Here is an 18,819-nt window from a genome sequence, read left to right as displayed (position 1 = left end):
GCGGATCACTCGCCCTGCACCTCGGCGCGGATCGCATCGAGTATCGCATCGGGATGGGTATGGGTCAGGCCGTGGCCCGCGCCCTCCACAACCGTGTGATGCACCATGCGGTTCCATTTGGTCAGCGTGCCCATGGACCGCAGCGGAATGGTTTGATCGCGCTCGCCCCAGATCGCCATAACCGGCAGGTCCGCGCGGCTGATCGCTTGGTGGCGGGCTTCGAAAGCCTCGTCCAATATCCCGCGGATCGAGGCAATGACCCCAGGCACATATCCGCGAAAGAGGATTTCATCGCGCTGGCCTTGCGCCAATCCTTCAACCTTGCTCGCCGCCTCATCCGCATGGGCGGCTTTGCGCATGCTGGCGGGCAGCAAAAGGCGCAGCGCCCAATCGCCCAAGACCGGCAAGGCGAGGAGCCGCTCGACGGCCTTGCCGCGCTGCATCTCAATGCCCGCAGGCGCAATCAGGACCAGCCGCCGCAGCGTGCCGGGCGATTTCGCCGCATAGGCCGAGGCAATCGCACCGCCCATGGAATAGCCCACCATGGTGATGTCGTCGCGAATATCATGTGCCGCCAAGAGGTCTTCGAGCTGGCGCAAGAAAAACTCGGCGTTCTGCGCGCCGCTCGGGCGATCCGAATAGCCGCGCCCGTAAAGATCATAGGTCAGAACCCGAAAGCCGAGCGCGCCAAGCCCCTGCGCGAGGGCGGCGAAAACAAAACTGGGCGTGGTCAGCCCGTGCACGCAAACGCAAACCGGCCCGCGCGCCTGTCCATGCCATTGGTAATAGGTCACGCCTTGCGACAGTTCGGCAAACTCTCCGCTGGCCGACGCCCGCGCGGTTGCGTCCATTTTGCGCCTGCGCGCCTCCATGACAAAGGGCAACGCCGCCAAACCCGCCAAAATCGCAATTGCAATCCACATTCCCACGATACCTTTCCAAATCACAAATACTGTGGGCGGTTTCACGCGCCGCACGCCCCAAGCTTCCGCTAGGTAAGCGACCATATATTTGCGCGTGTGGGCGCGGCGATCTAGGGAAATTATGAAATTTGAGCGGCATCGAGGCATTAACGCCGCACAATCGGGACAATTGCTGCGCCGCTCAGCGCGCCTGCTGCGCCGTCAACAGCCCATGCCCGACGAGGCAATCGGCCCAGCCTTGCGGATGTTCAAACAGATGGGTTTGCCATCCGCGCGCCTTTGCGGCGGTGATATTGTCGGTGCGGTCATCGGCAAAGAGCAACCGCGCGGGATCAATGCCGCAATCTTTCTCGACCATCTCGTAAATCCGCACATCGGGTTTGATCACCCCCATATGGCCGGAAATATAGCGCCGGTCGAATTCGGCTAGGAACGGGTATTTCGTCGCCGCGTAGTCAAAGCTGCCGATGCCGAAATTGGTCAGCGCAAAGACCGGCATACCGGTCGCCCGCAAGGCGCGCAGCAGGCGGATCGAATGGTCAATCGGCGGGCTGGCCAATTCGATCCAGTCGTCATGCCACATGCGGATTTCGTCGCGCCACGCGGGATAGGCCTCGGCGGTGTCATAGATGGTCTGGGTGAACGCGCCGCCCATATCTACGCGGTCATTCATGGCGTGCAGGTCCACCTCCTTGAACATCGCGCGGCGGCGCGCCTCGCCGATTTTCGCGTCGTAATAGCGCTCGGGTTGCCATTCGATCAGCACATTGCCGATGTCGAAAATCACCGCCTCGATGGTCATATCATTGCTCCGCTTTTGTCGCTGATGGCATTGCGGGGCCGATCGGCCCAACGCCCGCCATTATTTCTTTGCCGCCCTGAGTTCGCGCTCCAGACTTTCCAAAAACCGCGAGCGGTCGGCCTTCGAAAAGGCCTTGCCGCCGCCTTGGCGAAACGGGTCCGCCGCGCGCAGATCGGCCATCAGATCGCGGGTGGCCAAGACGTTGCCGATATTGGCCTGCGTCAAGGCCTCGCCATTGTGTTTGAGAACCCGCGCCCCCGCCTCGACGCATTTCGCCGCCAAGGGAATATCGCCGGTGACCACCACATCTCCGGCGCCGCAGCGCTCTGCGATCCACATGTCGGCCACGTCCGGCCCGTCGGGCACGATCACCACCTCGACCATCGGATTTTGCGACATGCGCAGCCCGCCGTTGGCGACCAGATACATCTTGATCCCGTGGCGCATCGCCACGCGCTCGGCCTCGGCCTTCACGGGGCAGGCATCGGCGTCGATGTAAAGCGCGCTCATCCGTAAAGCGCCTCGGCGTGGAAGGCGACGTGATCCTCCATGAAGGAGGAGACAAAGAAATAGCTGTGATCATATCCCTTTTGCAGGCGCAGGTGCCCGTCAACGCGGGCCTGCGCGGCGGCGGCAAAGAGGGCCTCGGGCATCAACAGATCGATAAAATTATCCGCCGCGCCCTGATCCACCAAAAGCGGGATATCAAGCCCGTTTTGCCGCATCATCAATGTCGCGTCATGGCGCGCCCATGCGGCCTCGTCTTCGCCCAGATAGGCGCGCAGCTGCTTGCGGCCCCAATCGCCCGCCGTGGGGTTGCAAATCGGCGCGAAGGCCGACACCGATTTGAACCGGTCCTTGAGGCCCATCGCGAGGGTCAGCGCGCCATGCCCGCCCATGGAATGGCCAGTGATTGACTGGCGCTCCTCATCCACGGCGAAATTGCGGGTGATCAGCCGCGGCAATTCTTCGGCCACATAGTCCCACATCTGGAAATGCGGCTTCCACGGATCTTGGGTCGCATTGACGTAAAATCCCGCGCCTTGGCCCAGATCATATCCCTCGTCATCGGCCACGCCCTCGCCGCGCGGCGAGGTGTCGGGAAAGACCAAGGCGATGCCCTGCTCGGCGGCCCATCCTTGCGCCCCCGCTTTGACCATCGCGTTTTCATGGGTGCAGGTCAGGCCCGACAGATACCACAGGACCGGCACGGGGCCATGGGCGGCCTCGGCGGGCAGAAACAGGCCAAAGGTCATATCGGTGCCTGTGGCCTCGGAGCTATGTTTGTAAACGCCCTGCGTGCCGCCAAAACATTTGTTTTCGGAAAGGGTTTCCATGGGCTTAGTCCTTTTTCTGTGTCTCGCCTGCGGGTGCAAAGACGGTCATGATCTCGTCAATCGGTTTCTTGATCTTGGCAACGGCGGGCACGGTTGCATCCTCGGCGGGATGGCCCACCGCAAGGATCATCACCGGCTTTTCGCTCTCGCCCCGCCCGCATAGATCGTTCAAAAACCGCATCGGATTGGGCGTATGGGTGAGGCTGCACAGCCCCGCCATATGCAGCGCGGTGATCAGCATCCCCGTGGCGATGCCAACGCTTTCGGGCACATAGTAATTCTTGTAGCGCGCGCCATCTTGGGTGGTGCCGTAGCGCTGCGCGAAAATCACGATCAGCCATGGCGCGATGTCAAGATGCGGCTTGTCGGCGCCGGTGCCGATCGGCTCCAGAGCTTTGAGCCATTCATCCCCGCCGCCGCCTGCATAGAATTTCTCTTCTTCGGCCTCGGCGGCGGCGCGAATACGCGCCTTCATCGCGGGGTCGGAAATCGCCACGAAATGCCACGGCTGGTGGTTGGCCCCCGAGGGCGCCGTGCCCGCCGCGGCGATGGCGGCGCGGATCACCTCGGCCTCGACAGGGCGGGGAGAAAAATCGCGCACCGAATGGCGGGTTTTCATCAGCTCCAAGAAATCTGCCGCCGCCTCGCGCATCTCTGCGTCATCCATATCGGCGCGATCCGGCAAGGGCAGCGGCGCATAGCTTACTTCGCCGGATTTATACATCGCACCGTCCTTTCATGCCTCAATAAAGCCCAGCCACCCAAGCGATCACCGCCGATACCGTCACCACCGACAGGGCGGTCGAGATCAGAATCGTGGCCGACACGCGCTGCGGCGCGACGCCGAAATGCGCAGCAAGGATATAGACATTGCCCGCCACAGGCAGCGCCGCCGCCGCGATCATGACAGCGCTGGCATAGGGGTCAACCTCGAACAGAAGCAGCGCGCAAAGCGCCACCGCCGCAGGATGCAGCGCCAGTTTGCAAAAGCTCAGCCAGCCCGCCACCGAAAGCCGCTCGGCACTTTTGCCCGCGAGCGAGGCGCCAATGGCAAACAGCGCGCCAGGCGTGGCCGCGCCGCCCAAAATGGTGACAAACTCGTTGAGCGGCGCGGGCATCGGCAGGCGCAAAGCCGACCACGTAAGCCCCAAGGTGATCGAAACGATCATCGGGTTTTTCAACAGCCCCAACCCCAAAGCGCCGATGATGCGCGGCGACATCCGCCCGTCGCGCGCGCCGGTGATGATCAACACGATGAGCGAGCCGAAGACGATCAAATCGACCGCCAGCACCATCATCACCGGCCCCACCGCCGCCTCGCCCATCAACAGCGCAAGCATCGGTACGCCCAAAAAGCCGACATTTCCGATCACCGCGCATTGGGCCTCGACGGCGGCCTCTTGCACGCCGATGCCGCGCGCGAGCGCGACACCCGTGGCGACAAGGTAGATCGCCATCGTTCCGGCCAGATAGGCCAAAACAAAGGGCAAATCGAACACTTCGGCAAAGCTGAGATTGGCGGAAAAGCGAAACAACATGGCCGAAAGCGCAAAGTAGAACACAAATTTGGTCAGATATCCCGTCGCCTCGGGCGAGAAAAACCCGCGTTTCGCCGCGCCAAAGCCCAAAGCAATGACGGCAAAAAACGGCAGGGTTTTGAAGAAGATATCAATCATATGCCCTTGGTAGCATGCTGCGGCGGCGGGTCAATCGCCCGCGCCGCGCGCCGCTATCCCGAGCCGATCAAAGCCCCCGCCGCAAAGACCAATGCGCCGCCCAAAACCACTTGGAATGTCGCGCGCAAAAACGGGGTTTCCATATATTTGTTCTGGATCCACACGATGGCCCATAGCTCGATGAACACCACAACAAATGCGGTGATCGTCGCGGTCCAGAAATCGGGAATGAGATAGGGCAGCGCGTGGCCAAGCCCGCCCAGCGTGGTCATCACCCCCGCTGAAATGCCGCGTTTGACCGGTGATCCGCGGCCGGAAAGCTGCCCGTCGTCAGAGGCCGCTTCGGTAAAGCCCATCGAAATGCCCGCCCCGATCGAGGCCGCAAGACCCACGAGGAAGGTGGTCCATGTGTCTTGCGTGGCAAAGGCGGTGGCGAAAATCGGCGCGAGGGTCGAGACAGAGCCATCCATCAATCCCGCCAATCCTGGCTGCACCCATGTCAAAACAAACTGGCGATGGGCCGATCGGGCCTCGGCGGCTTTGGTGTCCGTGTCCAGATGCGCGCGCTCTAATGTGCCTGCGGCCTCTTGGTGGCCCGCTTCGGCAGCGGCCAGATCGCCCAATAGCTTGCGCGTGGCGGCGTCGGTGGTTCGGGCGGCGGCGGCGAGATAGAATTTCTCGGCGTCGCGCTCCATACCTTCGGCCTCTTCGCGGATGCGCTCGAGGCTGAGGTTTTCCATCAACCAGATCGGGCGGCGCGCGTAGTAACCGGCCACATGTTCGCGCCGGATCAGCGGGATCACATCGCCAAAGCGTGCCTTGTGCAGATCGATCAGGCGCTGACGGTGGCGGTCCTCTTCTTCGGCCATGCCGTCAAAGACCTTTGCCGTGCCGGGATATTCATCGCGCAGTTTTTTGGCGTAGGTGCGGTAAATGCTGGCGTCATCCTCTTCGGAGGAAATGGCCAGCGCCAGCACCTCTTGCTCTGACAGGTCGGAAAACCGGCGGCGGGACGTGATGAAACGCATATGGCTACCCTTAGGTGAACGGCATCGCGCCGCTGTCTTGCTTGCTCAAACTAAACCAAGTGGTTTATATTTCAATCTGTCAGGAGAGAGACATATGAACGCAGCAGATCGCCAATTGGGCGCGGGCAAAGTCGTGAACCGGCGCGGGCGCAAGTTCGATCAGGTGCTCGAAGGCGCGCGGCAGGTGTTCATGGCCGAAGGGTTTGACGGCGCCTCTGTCGATGACATCGCCAAGGTGGCAGAGGTCTCCAAGGCCACGCTCTACGCCTATTTTCCCGACAAGAAGCTGCTCTTCCTCGAAGTGGCCAAAACCGAATGTAAACGGCAGGCCGACGCCTGTTTTGACCTGCTGCAAGAGGGCGTGCCGCTGCGCGTCGCGCTTTTGGGCGGAGCACAGCAGATGATCCGCTTTTTATTGTCCGATTTTGCGCAGGGCGTGTTTCGCATCTGCGTGGCCGAAAGCGAGCGCTTTCCCGAATTGGGCCGCGATTTTTACACCAGCGGCCCGATGATGGCGCGTGACCGGTTGGTCGAAGTGTTCCGCGATGCCAATGCGGATGGCAGTTTGCACATTGATGATCTGGAACTGGCCGCCGATCAATTCGCCGAATTGTGCAAAGCCGATATCTGGCCGCGGATGATTTTCGGGATCACCCGCGATTTTACCGAAGCCGAAATCGCCCGCGTGGCCCAAGGCGCGGTTGACATGATCTATGCCCGCTATGGCGCTTGACGGGCGGGGTTAATCGATCCGGCGCAGCTCGGTTTGATTGTTCGCCCCGCGCCGTGTTTCAAAGATTTTCAACTCCGCCACCAGATCGCTCAATTTGCGTTTGCCGTAGGAACGCGTGTCGAAATCGGGCTTGTCGGCTTGGATTTGTTGCCCGATGCGGCCCAACGAATACCACTCGTCGTCTTGGTCGAGCTTGTCCATCGCATCGAGGAAAAGCTGGCGCGCCGAGGTGATCGACAGCTTGCCGCTGCCCGCTGGTTTTTGCGCGCTTTTCGGCGTGCCTGCGGCTTCGGGTTCGTCATAGATGTTTTCGATCTGCACAAAGCGGTTGCACACGTTGCGCAAAGCTTCGGGGGCTTTGGCCTCGCCGATGCCGATCACGGTCAGGCCCTGTTCGCGGATGCGGCTGGCAAGGCGGGTAAAATCGCTGTCGGAGGAGACGAGAACAAAGCCGTCGAAACGGCCTGCATGCAAAATATCCATCGCGTCGATCACAAGACCGATGTCAGAGGCGTTCTTGCCCTTGGTATTGGCGGTTTGCTGGTGTTGGACGAGGCCCAGAGCGCGGCTGGTCGCGGTCCATCCTTGCAACTGGCCCGAGGACCAATCGCCATAAACGCGGCGCAGGCCCGGCTCGCCGTAGGAGGTGACCTCCTTGAGGATCGCTTCGGCATATTTGGCCGGCACGTTATCGGCATCGATCAGAACGGCAAGCAGTTGGGTGTTGGAATTGGGAGTCATGGTGTCTTTCGTTGCTGGCCTTGCGATTTGACGCATCGGCGCAGCGCCCGTTCGGGCGAAATCTGTTGAGGCTAATCAACGCGGATGGAGAGCCCAGCCAGCGCCGCGCATCCTTCGCGTCCCGACATGACGTCGGTGACGATGCGCGCCTCTTCATATGTGTCTAGGAGCAACTGCCCCCGTCCGCCACTGATCGGCGACATTATCTTTGGCGCGTTGATCAATATGCCGCACAAAGTGACTTGCAGCACCTCGCCGACATGTCCTGCTGTGAGGGCAAAGAACCGCGCGGCATTGCGCTCCGGCAAGGTCAGATAGACCATGCCGCGCGGGCCGTAGCGATCAAAGCTGACGGCGGGCAATTCCGATACCGGCACTTCGATCGCGTTGAAACCGACGGCCAAGCGCAAAACCTGCGGTGCGCGGGCCAAGGCCTCGCGTTCTTGCTGTGTCATCGGCGGGGTCGGCAGGCGCGCAGGCAAGCCGCTCGGGATCCCGCCAACAGCGGGCGCCAAGACTTCCCGAGCGGATGACCCGCCCGCACAAACGCACAGGGCCAAGAGCATCGCGAGGCCCGCTTTCGCGCAGATCGCGCTTAGAGATGCACGCCCGTTAATAAAGCACCACGCCGCGAATGCTTTCGCCTTTGTGCATCAAATCAAAGCCCTTGTTGATGTCTTCGAGCGGCATGGTGTGGGTGATCATCGGGTCGATCTCGATCTTGCCCTCCATATACCAATCGACGATTTTGGGGACATCCGTGCGCCCGCGCGCGCCGCCAAAAGCCGTGCCGCGCCAGCTGCGCCCCGTAACCAATTGGAAGGGCCGCGTCGAGATTTCCGCGCCCGCAGGCGCGACGCCGATGATGATGCTTTCGCCCCACCCCTTATGCGCGCTCTCCAACGCGGTGCGCATCACGCCCACATTGCCCGTGGCATCGAATGTGTAATCCGCGCCGCCGCCGGTCAGTTCGACCAAATGGCCGACCAGATCGCCTTTGACCTCGGCAGGGTTGACGAAATCGGTCATGCCGAACCGCTTGCCCATCTCGATTTTCGACGGGTTGAGATCGACGCCGACGATCTGGTCCGCCCCCGCAAGGCGCAGGCCTTGGATCACGTTGAGACCGATACCGCCCAAGCCGAAGACAATCGCGGTCGATCCGATTTCGACCTTGGCCGTGTTGATCACCGCACCGATGCCCGTGGTCACGCCGCAGCCGATGTAGCAGATTTTGTCAAACGGCGCGTCCTTGCGCACTTTGGCCAAAGCGATTTCCGGCAAAACCGTATGATTGGCGAAGGTCGAGCAGCCCATATAGTGCAGGATCGGCGTGCCATCGAGCATCGAGAACCGCGAGGTGCCGTCGGGCATCAGCCCCTGCCCTTGCGTGCTGCGAATGGATTGGCACAGGTTGGTTTTGGGGTTGAGGCAATAGTCGCATTCGCGGCATTCCGGCGTATAGAGCGGGATCACGTGATCGCCGGGTTTGAGCGATGTCACGCCCGCGCCAACCTCGACCACGATGCCCGCGCCTTCATGGCCCAAAATGGCGGGGAAGAGACCCTCGGGATCATCGCCTGAACGGGTGAATTCATCAGTGTGGCACAGGCCCGTCGCCTTGATCTCGACCAAAACCTCGCCCGCACGCGGCCCTTCGAGGTTCACTTCCATAATCTCAAGCGGCTTGCCCGCTCCCATCGCAACCGCAGCTCTTGTTCGCATCTGGCATTCCTTCCGCACAGCACTTCTCGTTGCAGCAACCGTGGGCCAAAGCAGGCCGGTTTTCAACTGCCCCGAGGGCAATCCTTGCTATTTCGGGGGGCTTTGGGGCAGAATCTGCAAGGAATGTTTTCGTATCAGAGATTTATGTCACAATAGGAAATGCCTATGAGAGCCTGCGTCTTTCGATTTGCCGCCCTGCGTCCGCTGGCTTTCGGGCTGGCGGTGTTTTTCGCTCTGTCCGCCTGCCTGCCCGAGACGGAAGAGCGCGCGCCGGACGCGCCTGCTGCGGACCACGCTGCGCCGCGCGCGCCCGCCGCCAAGCCAAGCCCCTCGATGGCCATGCCCGAAGACACCTGCGGCGCGGGCGCGCAAATCATGTTGGTCGGAGAATATGTCGATGGGCGCAGCTTTGAGGGGCTGGCCCCGATCGTGCGGGTCATCGGGCCAAAACAGGCGGTGACCAAAGACTACCGGCCAAACCGGCTCAACATCGAATATGACAGCAAAGGCATGATCCGCAGGCTTTTTTGCGGGTGAGCGCGAGGGATCTCGCAGGGCGCGGGGCACGGATCTACCCAACAAAAAAGGGCGGCGCAGGGATACTGCGCCGCCCGATTATCTGGTGATGAATGACGGGTCAGACCGCTTCGAGCATCAGCGCAATGCCTTGGCCCACGCCGATACACATGGTGCAAACCGCGCGTTTCATCGAATTGTCCTGCAAGGTGATCGCCGCCGAAAGCGCGAGGCGCGCGCCGGACATGCCCAGAGGGTGGCCCAAAGCAATCGCGCCGCCGTGCGGGTTCACGTGATCGGCGTCATCGGCAAGGCCAAGATCGCGCATCACCGCGAGGCCCTGCGAGGCAAAAGCCTCGTTCAATTCGATCGTATCGATATCGCCGATCTTGGTGCCGGTTTGCTCGAGCAGCTTTTTCGTCGCGGGCGCGGGGCCGAAACCCATGATGCGCGGCGGCAAGCCCGCGGTGGCCATCGCGGTGATCTTGGCCTTCGGCGTCAGGCCGTATTTTTCCACGGCCGCCGCCGATGCGATGATGATCGCGCAGGCCCCGTCATTGACGCCCGAAGCGTTGCCCGCCGTCACCGAGCCGCCCTCGCGGAACGGTGCTTTGAGCGCGGCGAGCTTTTCAATCGTCGTGGCGCGCGGGTGCTCGTCCGTGTCGAAAATGACCGGATCGCCCTTGCGCTGCGGCAAGGCAACCGGTGCGATCTCGCGCGCCAAACGCCCCGAGGCGATGGCGGCAGCGGCGCGGTTTTGCGAGGTCAGGGCAAAGGCGTCTTGGGCCTCGCGGCTGATCTGGAATTGCTCCGCGACGTTTTCGGCCGTCTCGGGCATGGAATCGGTGCCGTAAGCCTTATGCATCGCCTTGTTGATAAAGCGCCAACCGATGGTGGTGTCGTAAATCTCGGCGCGGCGCGAAAAGGCGCTGTCGGCCTTGGGCATCACCAAGGGCGCGCGGCTCATGCTTTCGACGCCGCCGGCCATCACGACCTCGACCTCGCCGGAGCGCACGGCGCGCGCGGCGGTGCCGACCGCATCAAGGCCCGAGCCGCACAAACGGTTCATCGTCACACCCGGCACATCCTCGCCCAAACCGGACAAAAGCGCCGACATGCGCGCCACGTTGCGGTTGTCTTCGCCTGCTTGGTTGGCGCAGCCCATGATGACTTCGTCAATCTGCAGGTCTTTGAAGGGCGCGGCCACTTCGCGCATCACATGGGCCAGCATATCGTCAGGGCGCATGGCGGCCAGCGATCCGCCGTAGCGGCCAATGGGCGTGCGCAGCCCTTCACACAAGTAGACATCTCTCATGGGTTTTGGTCCTCGATTTGGGCGCATAGGGGCGCGCGGCCTGCCGGAGCGGCGGGGAAATTTATGGGCTATGGATATCAGCGGAAATAAATTCCGCAAGCCTGCCTGCGGCAAATTCTGCCCGAAACCCGCGGCGCGATGCGCGCAGTTTCTGGGCAAAATCCTCTATCTGAGAGCGGGTTATCGGCAAAAAAGCCGCGAAATCTCTTGATCGGCGCGCGGATCGGCGCAAATCTGGGGTATGAGCTTCGAGCCCCCCATTCCTTTTCCCAAAACCGGCGGCGGCCTTCCCGCGCCGCAGATCGCCTTTCATCGCACCGAACTTGGCCCGATCCTGTCGCTCTACGGGCGAATGGTGGCGGCAGGGGAATGGCGCGATTACGCGATTTCATGCCTGCGCGACGTGGCGGTGTTTTCGGTGTTCCGTCGCACGGCGGAAAATCCGCTTTACCGGATCGAAAAGCACCCAAAGCTGCGCGGCAAACAAGGGCTTTATGCCTTGATCGGCACCGACGGGCAGGTGCTCAAACGCGGGCATGATCTGGCCGGAATTTTGCAGGTGCTGGAGCGCAAGCTGATCCGCGCCGTAAAATAGCGCGCGGTAAAACGACGCGCAGCAAAAGAGCCTGCGCCGTTACGCCCTGCGATGCGCGGTGATGCGCCCGTCGCCTTGGCGTTCGATCCGCGCGATGGCCTCTTTCAATCCTTCGCGCGCCACGGCCATATGATGGGCATTGGCATGGATGATTTCATCCTCGCCGCTGACAATCGCCACATGGCCTTTCCAGAACAAAAGATCATTGCGGCGCGGCGCGGTGCCGAGCGGCACAGCCTGCCCGAAGCTTTGGCTTTGCAGGTCGCTGTCGCCTTGGCAGGGCAGCTGGGCCGCCTGCGCCGCCAGTTGCACGAGGCCGGAGCAATCGATGCCAAAGGCCGAATTGCCCGCCCAAAGATAGGGCGTGCCGAGCAGGGTTTCGGCGGTGGCGGCCATGTCGGGCTGAGCCCTGTCGCAGGGCGCCAGATGGGCAGCGATGGCATATTGGCCGTCATGGGTGCGCGCGTATTTGCCCTCGACTTCAGCGATCTGCAACAGCGAGCCGCAAGACAGATGCAAGGGATCGGGGGTTTTGAAATCGGGCGCATTGAACAAAAAGCTGCTGCGCGCGGCGATCCGGTGGGTCGGCGCGGCCCATTCGCCCAAATCGCCCTCAGAGATGTAACCGACATAGCCGCTGGTCTCGTCGCGCGCGAAGCCCTCTTGCGGGTCAAGCTGGCGCACCGGGTGGCCGTAGAGTGTTTGCCGGTCGAGCGCCGCACCTTGGGGCGCGGGGCGGATCGGCGCGAGCGGCGCGCTCACGCGGCGCAAAACACCGGCGGTAAAGCGGCCTGCCTCGACTTGCCCGCGCAGGCCGTCATGCGCGACGCGTCCGTTGGAAAACAGGCTCCGGCGGTCGGCGCTCATAGGTCCAGCATTTGAGGCAGCGCGGCCAAAATCGCCCGCGCACCCATGCCGACGCCGCCTTTGGGGCGGGCCGGTTTGGCGGAGGGGTTCCAGCCGTAGATGTCAAAATGGGTATAGCGCGCTTCGGTCCCTGCAAAGCGGCGCAAGAACAAGGCGGCGGTGATCGCCCCTGCAAAGCCGCCTTTGGGCGCGTTGTCGAGATCGGCAATCCCAGGTTCCAGATCGGCCTCATAGGCCTCCCAGAAGGGCAGGCGCCAGACCGGATCGCCGACCTGCTGCGCCGCCGCCTCCAAAGCTGCGCAAACGCTCGCGTCATCGGTGAAATAGGGCGCAAGATCGGGGCCCACCGCCACGCGCGCCGCGCCGGTCAGGGTCGCCATCGAGATCATCAGATCGGGATTGTCCTCGGCCCCATAGGCGAGCGCATCGCCCAACACCAACCGCCCTTCGGCATCGGTGTTGTTGTTCTCGACGCTCAGCCCCTTGCGCGAGGCAAGGATGTCGCCCGGCCGGAAGGCATTGCCCGCCACCGAATTTTCCACTGCGGGGATCAACACGCGCAATTGCACCCGCAGGCCCAGCGCCATGATCATCTGCGCCAGCCCCAAAACCGTGGCCGCGCCGCCCATGTCTTTTTTCATCAACCCCATCGAGGCCGCAGGCTTGAGGTTCAACCCGCCCGTGTCGAAACATACGCCCTTGCCCACCAGCGTCAGCTTCGGCCCCGCCGTGCCCCACCGCATATCGATCAGGCGCGGTGCGTGCGTGGCGGCGCGGCCGACGGCATGGATCATCGGGAAATTTTGCTCCTGCAGAGCCTCGCCCTTGATCACGGTGATATCGGCGTCAAACCGCGCCGCGACGGTGACGCAGGCGGCTTCAAGATCGCGCGGCCCCATATCGGCGGCGGGCGTGTTGATCAAATCGCGGGTCAGGGCCTCGGCCTCGGCAATCACCTCGACGCGGGCGGCGTCGATGCCCTCAGGGGCCAACAAGCGCGCAGGCGCGCCGGTCTGGGCGCGGTAGCGATCAAAGCTGTAGCCGCCCAGCAACCAGCCAAGCGCCTCATGCTCCAGCATATCGCTGAGCGCTACGGGCAAGTCGCCTGCGAGCCGATAAGTGCCCTTGGGCAAGGATTTGGCCGCGCCCGCCAGATGGAAGCGCCCGCGCGCGCGCGCCGGTGCTGTCCCATAGCCCGCAAGGGCCATGACCGGCGCGCCCTGCGCATCGGGGACAATCAAATTCGTGCCCAAAGCGGCGGTGAAATTTGCGGTTTCGACCCATGCGGCGACCGCTGGTGATTGCCCCGCACACCACGCCTCCAGCGCCTCTTGCTCAATCACGAAAAGCGGCACAGCCGCCGCATCATCAGAAGCAAAACGCAGTGCGTTGGTGTCGGTCATGGTCGGATCCTTGCGGCTGGCGCGCAGCGGCTGCGCGGGTATATCTGCGCCTCAGCCTATCCGCTTCGCCAGCGCCCGCAAGGGTTCAAATCACGCGACTAGATCGACAGATCCTGCAAATCCCAGATCGCGGTCAGGGATTGTTCGCCAATGCGCAAGAGCCGTGCCAGCGTGGCCGCCAGCGCGGTGGCGTCACCCTCGTCGATGCAGCGGGTCACATCCATCGCCACACGGGCCAGCATATGCATCCCGATCTGTTCGGAGATTGCCACGAGGCTGCGCGCGGATTTACGCATATCGCCCATCAATTCTTGCCGGTAAAGCCGCTCTGTATGCGACAACCGCACGGCCAGCTCTTCCATCGCGCGGCACACCACGTCTTCGGCACCAGCCTGACCCAGTTGCGCGTAAAGCTCGCCCAGACGGTCGGGATCGAGCCGCACTTTCTCTTTTTGTGCAAGCATCACTACCTGTTCCAATATCTCACCCTTCTCAATCACGCCCCCACGGCGCAGGCCCAACATCGCGTTTAGAGGTTCCCAAAACGTTGAAAGCCGCGCGCTATATTGCGCGATTTTTTATTGAATACCGGACAACTGCCGCCTATTTGCAGGGAACCGCCTTTTTATAAGGCGGCTGCGCGCTTTAGCGCGGCAACCCGAGACCCATGAGGACAAACCCATGCCCTTTACCAAACCGCTGCCCACCTATCTCGTTCAACGCTATCACGGTTGGAAAGCCACGACCTATGACGAGAACAAAAGCTGGTATCGCCGTTTGGCCGACGAAGGGCAGCGCCCGCGCGCCATGGTGATTTCATGCTGCGACAGCCGCGTGCATGTGACGGCGATTTTCGGCGCGGATCAGGGCGAATTTTTCATCCACCGCAATATTGCAAACCTCGTGCCGCCCTATGAGCCTGATGGCGATCATCACGGCACATCGGCGGCGGTGGAATATGCGGTTACGGCGCTCAAGGTCGCGCATATCGTGGTGCTGGGCCACTCCAGCTGTGGCGGGGTGCAAGGCTGCATGGATATGTGCACTGGCGATGCGCCCGAGCTTGAGGAAAAAACCTCCTTTGTCGGGCGTTGGATGGACATCTTGCGCCCTGGCTACGAGATGGTCAAAGACATCGCGGACCCCAAAGAGCGCGTGCGCGCCTTGGAAAAACGCTCGGTGGTGACTTCGCTCGAAAACCTGATGAGCTTCCCCTTTGTCAAAGAGGCCGTGGATGCGGGCGAATTGACCCTTCACGGCCTTTGGAACGACATCGGCGAAGGCGGATTGGAGCAATATGACGGCAAAGGGTTCAGCCCCGTCTGATCCCTCGCGCCAGCGCCGCCGCTGTGCAAAAGCTGCGGCGCGCGCAACACGCGAATGCAATGGGGGCGACGGCAGGCAAGCCGTCGCCCCCATTGATTTTTTTGCCCGCGCCCCGCGCGGCGCAGAGCTTTACCGCAGCGCTTTGCCCTCGGGCCATGTGATCACGGTTTCCAACTCCAGCTCTTCGCTCTTGCCTGCGGGCACTTCGAATTCCCACGCCATCACGCCGCGTTTTCCGTCGATGTCTTGCTTGCTCGGGGTGCGGCTGGCGCGCCATGTGATCTTGAGGTCTTCTTGCTCGCTATAGGGCACGCGGTCGATAAGCCGCATGTCCCACGCCTGCGCGGTCAGGTTCTCGACGCTCATGCGCACGCTCTCTTCGCGGCGGTTGGATTTGCTGATCACACCGCGGTCGCCCTCGGCGCTGCCCAGCACATGATACGTCAGACGCAGCCCCTCAAGCGGCCCGAAAGACAGGCTGCTCTGGGCTCCCGACGCCACGATCTGAGTCGGTCTGCGCCCAACGAATGTGCCGTCCAGATAAAGCGAGGACATACCGCTCGGCAGGATCAACTCGCCGCTATCATTGGTGAATTGCGCCACGAGGAAAGCGGTTTGATCATAGCGCGGCACCGCTTGGGCGATCAATCCGGCCTTGGCCTCCAAACGGCCCATCCCGATGCGCAGATTATCCGCGTTATTCGCGATGCTCACCGGCGATGGGTAGCGGTAGGTATAGCTGATCCCGTCAAACCCCATCTGGGCCGCTACCGGCTCCATAAGAACTGGCGCTTCAGACACAGCCATGCCGCTCATGTCCATATCGCTCATTGCTTCGGGCGCCGCGAGTTTGCGCACCATTGGGGCCACCGCCGGATCCTCGATCCGCAACTGCTGCGCATAGACCTCTCGCGGATCGGTTTGCCCCGAGGGGCGCACCGTCGACAGGGTCAATGCGACATCGTTCCAATCCTCGCCGCTGTTTTGGGTGACTACGGCGAACCGATCCCAAACAATCTTCGGCGCGTCGCCGCGCGTCAGGTGGATATCATATACCGGTGCCCAGCGCATGTCTTGCGCGGCATAGCGCAAGGTCACCGTGCCCTGTGCGGCCTCCTCGGCGGTGATTGTCACGGCCAAAAACGCGCGGCGGCCCGCTTCGGTATCCAATGCCGCCAAAGCCGCCTCTGCCTTGGCCAGAGCCTCGCGCAAATCCTCCAGTCGAGGCTCAAGCGCGCGCGCCTCACGCTCGGCCACGAGAATGGATTGCCGCGCGGCGGCGGTCTCTTCTCCGATCATCTGCGAGAGTGCGCGCAACTCATCGCTTGGCTGCGGGGCATCGCCTTGGCCCAGCTTGGCCAAAAACTGCAACCGCGCCTCACCTGCGTCGCGGGCGAGCAAGGCATCCGCGCGGGCATCCTCGGCGGCGGCAAGCTCTGCCTCGGCGGCCGTCACCGCATCCTCGGCGGCTGCAATCGCCGCGCTTTTGCCCTTATCGCGCGGCGGCACATAATCGGTCCGCAAGCGCACTGTCCCCATCACCGCGCCGCTCACCGTCAGGCGCGGAAAATCGCCCGACATCTGGACCGGCAAATCACCGATCAACAAGTCATGCGTGCCCGCAGGCACATCGAATGACGCGCTGCGCTCCAGTGATCCGCCGTCAGGATAAAGCGTCGCCGCGACAACGCGGCTGGCGATGACGAAATCCTCTGCCGCAGCCAATGTCGGGGCCGCAGCAGGCAATGCCGCCAAGGCCAGACCCATCATAAAATTCAATCGTTTCATCGCTCGCGCCTTTCGCATTACCTTGACTGCAGCCTCGCACAGGCGCGCCAAAACGCAAGAGGGGGCACCTTGCGGCACCCCCTTTGCAATCACATATCGGCGAAAATCAGCCCTTCTTGAGAACCCGCGTTCCCAAGGTTTCGGCGATCTGCACCGCATTGAGCGCCGCGCCCTTGCGAAGGTTGTCAGACACGCACCACAGGTTGATGCCGTTGTCGATGGTGCTGTCTTGGCGGATGCGGCTGATAAAGGTCGCATAATCGCCAACGCATTCCACCGGCGAGACATATCCGCCATCTTCGCGCTTATCGATCACCATAACACCAGGCGCCTCGCGCAAGATATCGCGCGCTTCGTCCTCGTCGAGGTGGTCTTCGAACTCGATGTTGATCGCCTCGGAATGGCCGACGAAAACCGGCACCCGCACGCAGGTCGCGGTGACCTTGATCGACGGGTCGATGATCTTCTTGGTCTCGACGACCATCTTCCATTCTTCCTTGGTCGATCCGTCTTCCATAAAGACATCGATATGGGGAATGACGTTAAAGGCGATCTGCTTGGTGAATTTCTTCGCCGGTTTGTCATCGGTCGGATTGTAGATCGATTTGGTCTGGTCCCAAAGCTCGTCAATCCCCTCTTTGCCCGCGCCCGACACCGATTGGTAGGTGCTGACCACAACGCGTTTGATGCGCGCGCGATCGTGCAAAGGCTTCAATGCCACAACCATCTGCGCGGTCGAGCAATTGGGGTTGGCGATGATGTTCTTTTTGGAATAGCCCAAAACCGCTTCGGGGTTCACCTCGGGCACCACAAGCGGCACCTCAGGATCATAGCGATAAAGCGACGAGTTATCGATCACAACGCAGCCCGCCGCCGCCGATTTTGGCGCGTAAATCTTTGTCGCTTCCGACCCGACAGCGAACAATGCGATGTCCCATCCGGTGAAATCGAACGTATCGAGATCCTTAGTGGTCAATGTCTTGTCGCCAAAGCTCACTTCCGTGCCCAAAGACTTGCGGCTCGCCAAGACGGCGATCTCGTCCACGGGGAACTGGCGCTCGGCCAGAATATTCAGCATTTCGCGGCCCACATTACCGGTGGCGCCAACGACGACAATTTTATAGCCCATCTAAGAGTGCTCCTTATTTTAGAGGCAAGGGCGCACATAGCGCAGCCGCGCCATGGAATAAAGGGGATTCTGCACCTGCACATCAGCGCCGTGGCCGCGCGCCCCGCAGCGCCTTGCGCTTTCGCCCCCGCTCCTCGCGGCAAGCGGCCTCTCATGCCAAATCCGCAGCGCCCCGCGCCCGCCTTGCTGGTTCAAAAATATCCCCGCCGGAGGCTCCCCCCGCCGCCACCTGCGCAGCCATACCCATTGAAACGCAAAACGCGCGGCCCACTTGGGGACCGCGCGCTCGCAAGTGCGCCTTGAGGCGATGGTTCTCAGGCCTGTGCCAAATTCGGCCGCGCGCGCATCACCGCATAGGTGATCAGACCCGCCAGAACCGCCTTGATCGCATCGCCGATCAAGAAGGGTACGGCCCAGCCCGAAGCAGTCAGGAGGCTGACATTCGCCGAAGCCGCCATGCCGATAATGCCAAGAATATGCAGCACGACAATACCGCCGATCACGGCAGCAACGGTCGGCCAGACAAAGCCGCCCTTGGCGCGCCATGCCTGCGCCAGAAGGCCGGTCACAAAGGCCGCCGCCACGAAGCCCGCCAGATAGCCGCCAGTGATGCCCACGAAGGGTGCCAGACCGCCTTTGCCGCCCGCCAAAATCGGTAGACCCGCCGCCGCCAGCGCCAGATAGAGCACAACCGCCAAAGCACCGCGTTTTGCGCCAAGAATCGTGCCGCACAGCATGATGCCAAGGCTTTGCGCGGTGATCGGCACACCGCTGGCCAACATGAGTTTCGGCAACATGGCCAGTGCTGCGATCAATGCTGCGAAAAGCGCGATAAGAGTGATATTGCGTTCCATGGTGATGTCCCTTGTCCGGCGCGGGGGATTTATTCCCGCGATCCTGTTTCAGCGTCCGTTT

The 18,819-nt window shown here is 62.0% G+C and carries 21 protein-coding genes; 4 read left to right on the top strand and 17 right to left on the bottom strand.

Translation table 11 applies throughout. The annotated features are described in order from the left end of the window. Positions 1 to 5 precede the first annotated feature (5 nt). The 7 genes from ABWV64_RS13810 to mbfA all read right to left on the bottom strand — a co-directional run bounded on the left by ABWV64_RS13810 (position 6) and on the right by mbfA (position 5,766). Entirely contained in the window at positions 6 to 923 is a 918-nt protein-coding gene (locus ABWV64_RS13810) for an alpha/beta fold hydrolase (RefSeq protein ID WP_353346255.1), read from the bottom strand. A 181-nt stretch (positions 924 to 1,104) separates the two neighbouring features. Next, positions 1,105 to 1,725 carry an HAD family hydrolase gene (locus tag ABWV64_RS13805; RefSeq protein WP_353346253.1) on the bottom strand — a complete coding sequence of 207 codons (621 nt, stop codon included), beginning with the start codon at positions 1,723 to 1,725 and terminating at the stop codon, positions 1,105 to 1,107. Positions 1,726 to 1,785: 60 nt separating this feature from the next. Beyond that, positions 1,786 to 2,235, bottom strand: coding sequence for a YaiI/YqxD family protein (locus tag ABWV64_RS13800; RefSeq protein WP_353346251.1), 450 nt, complete (start codon positions 2,233 to 2,235; stop codon positions 1,786 to 1,788). Next, entirely contained in the window at positions 2,232 to 3,062 is an 831-nt protein-coding gene (gene fghA / locus ABWV64_RS13795; RefSeq protein ID WP_353346249.1) for an S-formylglutathione hydrolase, read from the bottom strand. Before fghA ends, ABWV64_RS13800 begins: the two co-directional genes overlap by 4 nt. Before the next feature lie 4 nt (positions 3,063 to 3,066). Next, on the bottom strand, positions 3,067 to 3,786 hold the full coding sequence (locus ABWV64_RS13790) for a nitroreductase family protein (protein ID WP_353346247.1): 720 nt from the start codon (positions 3,784 to 3,786) through the stop codon (positions 3,067 to 3,069). A 19-nt stretch (positions 3,787 to 3,805) separates the two neighbouring features. Further along, entirely contained in the window at positions 3,806 to 4,738 is a 933-nt protein-coding gene (locus tag ABWV64_RS13785) for an AEC family transporter (protein ID WP_353346245.1), read from the bottom strand. Positions 4,739 to 4,791: 53 nt separating this feature from the next. Beyond that, positions 4,792 to 5,766 (bottom strand): iron exporter MbfA, encoded by a 975-nt coding sequence (gene mbfA / locus ABWV64_RS13780; protein ID WP_353346243.1) that lies wholly within the window; start codon positions 5,764 to 5,766, stop codon positions 4,792 to 4,794. A 94-nt stretch (positions 5,767 to 5,860) separates the two neighbouring features. Here mbfA and ABWV64_RS13775 point away from each other — a divergent pair, with 94 nt between their 5' ends. Beyond that, a complete protein-coding gene (locus tag ABWV64_RS13775) occupies positions 5,861 to 6,499 on the top strand; it encodes a TetR/AcrR family transcriptional regulator (protein WP_353346241.1) in 639 nt (212 codons plus the stop codon). A 9-nt stretch (positions 6,500 to 6,508) separates the two neighbouring features. On the opposite strand, the gene ABWV64_RS13770 is transcribed toward ABWV64_RS13775, so the two are convergent. The 3 genes from ABWV64_RS13770 to ABWV64_RS13760 form a co-directional block, all read right to left on the bottom strand. Then, a complete protein-coding gene (locus ABWV64_RS13770; protein WP_353346239.1) occupies positions 6,509 to 7,240 on the bottom strand; it encodes an NYN domain-containing protein in 732 nt (243 codons plus the stop codon). Positions 7,241 to 7,311: 71 nt separating this feature from the next. Continuing rightward, a complete protein-coding gene (locus tag ABWV64_RS13765; protein WP_353346237.1) occupies positions 7,312 to 7,695 on the bottom strand; it encodes a SecDF P1 head subdomain-containing protein in 384 nt (127 codons plus the stop codon). 157 nt (positions 7,696 to 7,852) lie between these two features. Beyond that, positions 7,853 to 8,965: an S-(hydroxymethyl)glutathione dehydrogenase/class III alcohol dehydrogenase gene (locus ABWV64_RS13760; RefSeq protein ID WP_353346235.1), complete on the bottom strand. Its 1,113-nt coding sequence runs from the start codon at positions 8,963 to 8,965 to the stop codon at positions 7,853 to 7,855. Positions 8,966 to 9,130: 165 nt separating this feature from the next. On the opposite strand from ABWV64_RS13760, the gene ABWV64_RS13755 reads away from it, so the two are divergent. Then, positions 9,131 to 9,502: an I78 family peptidase inhibitor gene (locus ABWV64_RS13755; protein ID WP_353346233.1), complete on the top strand. Its 372-nt coding sequence runs from the start codon at positions 9,131 to 9,133 to the stop codon at positions 9,500 to 9,502. A gap of 100 nt (positions 9,503 to 9,602) precedes the next feature. Here the strand turns inward: ABWV64_RS13755 and pcaF are convergent, their stop codons facing one another. After that, entirely contained in the window at positions 9,603 to 10,796 is a 1,194-nt protein-coding gene (pcaF, locus tag ABWV64_RS13750; protein ID WP_353346231.1) for a 3-oxoadipyl-CoA thiolase, read from the bottom strand. 241 nt (positions 10,797 to 11,037) lie between these two features. On the opposite strand from pcaF, the gene ABWV64_RS13745 reads away from it, so the two are divergent. Continuing rightward, a complete protein-coding gene (locus ABWV64_RS13745; protein WP_353346229.1) occupies positions 11,038 to 11,391 on the top strand; it encodes a DUF2794 domain-containing protein in 354 nt (117 codons plus the stop codon). Positions 11,392 to 11,430: 39 nt separating this feature from the next. Here ABWV64_RS13745 and ABWV64_RS13740 read toward each other — a convergent pair whose 3' ends face one another. The 3 genes from ABWV64_RS13740 to ABWV64_RS13730 form a co-directional block, all read right to left on the bottom strand. Then, positions 11,431 to 12,258 (bottom strand): C40 family peptidase, encoded by an 828-nt coding sequence (locus ABWV64_RS13740; protein WP_353346227.1) that lies wholly within the window; start codon positions 12,256 to 12,258, stop codon positions 11,431 to 11,433. After that, a complete protein-coding gene (locus ABWV64_RS13735; RefSeq protein WP_353346225.1) occupies positions 12,255 to 13,661 on the bottom strand; it encodes a leucyl aminopeptidase family protein in 1,407 nt (468 codons plus the stop codon). The genes ABWV64_RS13740 and ABWV64_RS13735 overlap by 4 nt, the downstream gene beginning before the upstream one ends. A 98-nt stretch (positions 13,662 to 13,759) precedes the next feature. Continuing rightward, the gene (locus ABWV64_RS13730; protein WP_353346223.1) at positions 13,760 to 14,125 is read right to left on the bottom strand and encodes a hypothetical protein; all 366 of its coding nucleotides are present in this window, start codon (positions 14,123 to 14,125) and stop codon (positions 13,760 to 13,762) included. 217 nt (positions 14,126 to 14,342) lie between these two features. On the opposite strand from ABWV64_RS13730, the gene ABWV64_RS13725 reads away from it, so the two are divergent. Next, positions 14,343 to 14,987, top strand: a complete 645-nt coding sequence (locus ABWV64_RS13725; protein WP_353346221.1) for a carbonic anhydrase — start codon at positions 14,343 to 14,345, stop codon at positions 14,985 to 14,987. Between the two features lie 129 nt (positions 14,988 to 15,116). On the opposite strand, the gene ABWV64_RS13720 is transcribed toward ABWV64_RS13725, so the two are convergent. The 3 genes from ABWV64_RS13720 to ABWV64_RS13710 form a co-directional block, all read right to left on the bottom strand. Beyond that, positions 15,117 to 16,775 (bottom strand): DUF4139 domain-containing protein, encoded by a 1,659-nt coding sequence (locus ABWV64_RS13720; RefSeq protein ID WP_353346219.1) that lies wholly within the window; start codon positions 16,773 to 16,775, stop codon positions 15,117 to 15,119. A gap of 106 nt (positions 16,776 to 16,881) precedes the next feature. After that, complete coding sequence (locus tag ABWV64_RS13715; protein ID WP_353346217.1) at positions 16,882 to 17,904, bottom strand: aspartate-semialdehyde dehydrogenase; 1,023 nt, start codon at positions 17,902 to 17,904, stop codon at positions 16,882 to 16,884. Positions 17,905 to 18,218: 314 nt separating this feature from the next. Continuing rightward, positions 18,219 to 18,758, bottom strand: coding sequence for a biotin transporter BioY (locus ABWV64_RS13710; RefSeq protein ID WP_353346215.1), 540 nt, complete (start codon positions 18,756 to 18,758; stop codon positions 18,219 to 18,221). Between the last annotated feature and the right edge of the window lie 61 nt (positions 18,759 to 18,819).

The sequence above is a fragment of the Litorivita sp. NS0012-18 genome (genome assembly GCF_040371945.1).
In the GTDB taxonomy this organism is placed as follows: domain Bacteria; phylum Pseudomonadota; class Alphaproteobacteria; order Rhodobacterales; family Rhodobacteraceae; genus Litorivita.
The sequence above is the reverse complement of the archived record's forward strand: the minus strand, read 5'-3'. Positions and strand labels throughout refer to the sequence as shown.

What these genes read in the sequence shown, in the direction of transcription:
- ABWV64_RS13800 (WP_353346251.1), bottom strand. Translation starts at nt 2,235, where the DNA reads ATGAGCGCGCTTTACATCGACGCCGATGCCTGCCCCGTGAAGGCCGAG.
- ABWV64_RS13790 (WP_353346247.1), bottom strand. Translation starts at nt 3,786, where the DNA reads ATGTATAAATCCGGCGAAGTAAGCTATGCGCCGCTGCCCTTGCCGGAT.
- ABWV64_RS13740 (WP_353346227.1), bottom strand. Translation starts at nt 12,258, where the DNA reads ATGAGCGCCGACCGCCGGAGCCTGTTTTCCAACGGACGCGTCGCGCAT.
- mbfA (WP_353346243.1), bottom strand. Translation starts at nt 5,766, where the DNA reads ATGCGTTTCATCACGTCCCGCCGCCGGTTTTCCGACCTGTCAGAGCAA.
- ABWV64_RS13745 (WP_353346229.1), top strand. Translation starts at nt 11,038, where the DNA reads ATGAGCTTCGAGCCCCCCATTCCTTTTCCCAAAACCGGCGGCGGCCTT.
- ABWV64_RS13730 (WP_353346223.1), bottom strand. Translation starts at nt 14,125, where the DNA reads ATGCTTGCACAAAAAGAGAAAGTGCGGCTCGATCCCGACCGTCTGGGC.
- ABWV64_RS13720 (WP_353346219.1), bottom strand. Translation starts at nt 16,775, where the DNA reads ATGAAACGATTGAATTTTATGATGGGTCTGGCCTTGGCGGCATTGCCT.
- ABWV64_RS13715 (WP_353346217.1), bottom strand. Translation starts at nt 17,904, where the DNA reads ATGGGCTATAAAATTGTCGTCGTTGGCGCCACCGGTAATGTGGGCCGC.
- ABWV64_RS13735 (WP_353346225.1), bottom strand. Translation starts at nt 13,661, where the DNA reads ATGACCGACACCAACGCACTGCGTTTTGCTTCTGATGATGCGGCGGCT.
- ABWV64_RS13775 (WP_353346241.1), top strand. Translation starts at nt 5,861, where the DNA reads ATGAACGCAGCAGATCGCCAATTGGGCGCGGGCAAAGTCGTGAACCGG.
- ABWV64_RS13810 (WP_353346255.1), bottom strand. Translation starts at nt 923, where the DNA reads ATGTGGATTGCAATTGCGATTTTGGCGGGTTTGGCGGCGTTGCCCTTT.
- ABWV64_RS13805 (WP_353346253.1), bottom strand. Translation starts at nt 1,725, where the DNA reads ATGACCATCGAGGCGGTGATTTTCGACATCGGCAATGTGCTGATCGAA.
- ABWV64_RS13770 (WP_353346239.1), bottom strand. Translation starts at nt 7,240, where the DNA reads ATGACTCCCAATTCCAACACCCAACTGCTTGCCGTTCTGATCGATGCC.
- ABWV64_RS13710 (WP_353346215.1), bottom strand. Translation starts at nt 18,758, where the DNA reads ATGGAACGCAATATCACTCTTATCGCGCTTTTCGCAGCATTGATCGCA.
- ABWV64_RS13785 (WP_353346245.1), bottom strand. Translation starts at nt 4,738, where the DNA reads ATGATTGATATCTTCTTCAAAACCCTGCCGTTTTTTGCCGTCATTGCT.
- ABWV64_RS13755 (WP_353346233.1), top strand. Translation starts at nt 9,131, where the DNA reads ATGAGAGCCTGCGTCTTTCGATTTGCCGCCCTGCGTCCGCTGGCTTTC.
- ABWV64_RS13725 (WP_353346221.1), top strand. Translation starts at nt 14,343, where the DNA reads ATGCCCTTTACCAAACCGCTGCCCACCTATCTCGTTCAACGCTATCAC.
- pcaF (WP_353346231.1), bottom strand. Translation starts at nt 10,796, where the DNA reads ATGAGAGATGTCTACTTGTGTGAAGGGCTGCGCACGCCCATTGGCCGC.
- fghA (WP_353346249.1), bottom strand. Translation starts at nt 3,062, where the DNA reads ATGGAAACCCTTTCCGAAAACAAATGTTTTGGCGGCACGCAGGGCGTT.
- ABWV64_RS13760 (WP_353346235.1), bottom strand. Translation starts at nt 8,965, where the DNA reads ATGCGAACAAGAGCTGCGGTTGCGATGGGAGCGGGCAAGCCGCTTGAG.
- ABWV64_RS13765 (WP_353346237.1), bottom strand. Translation starts at nt 7,695, where the DNA reads ATGACACAGCAAGAACGCGAGGCCTTGGCCCGCGCACCGCAGGTTTTG.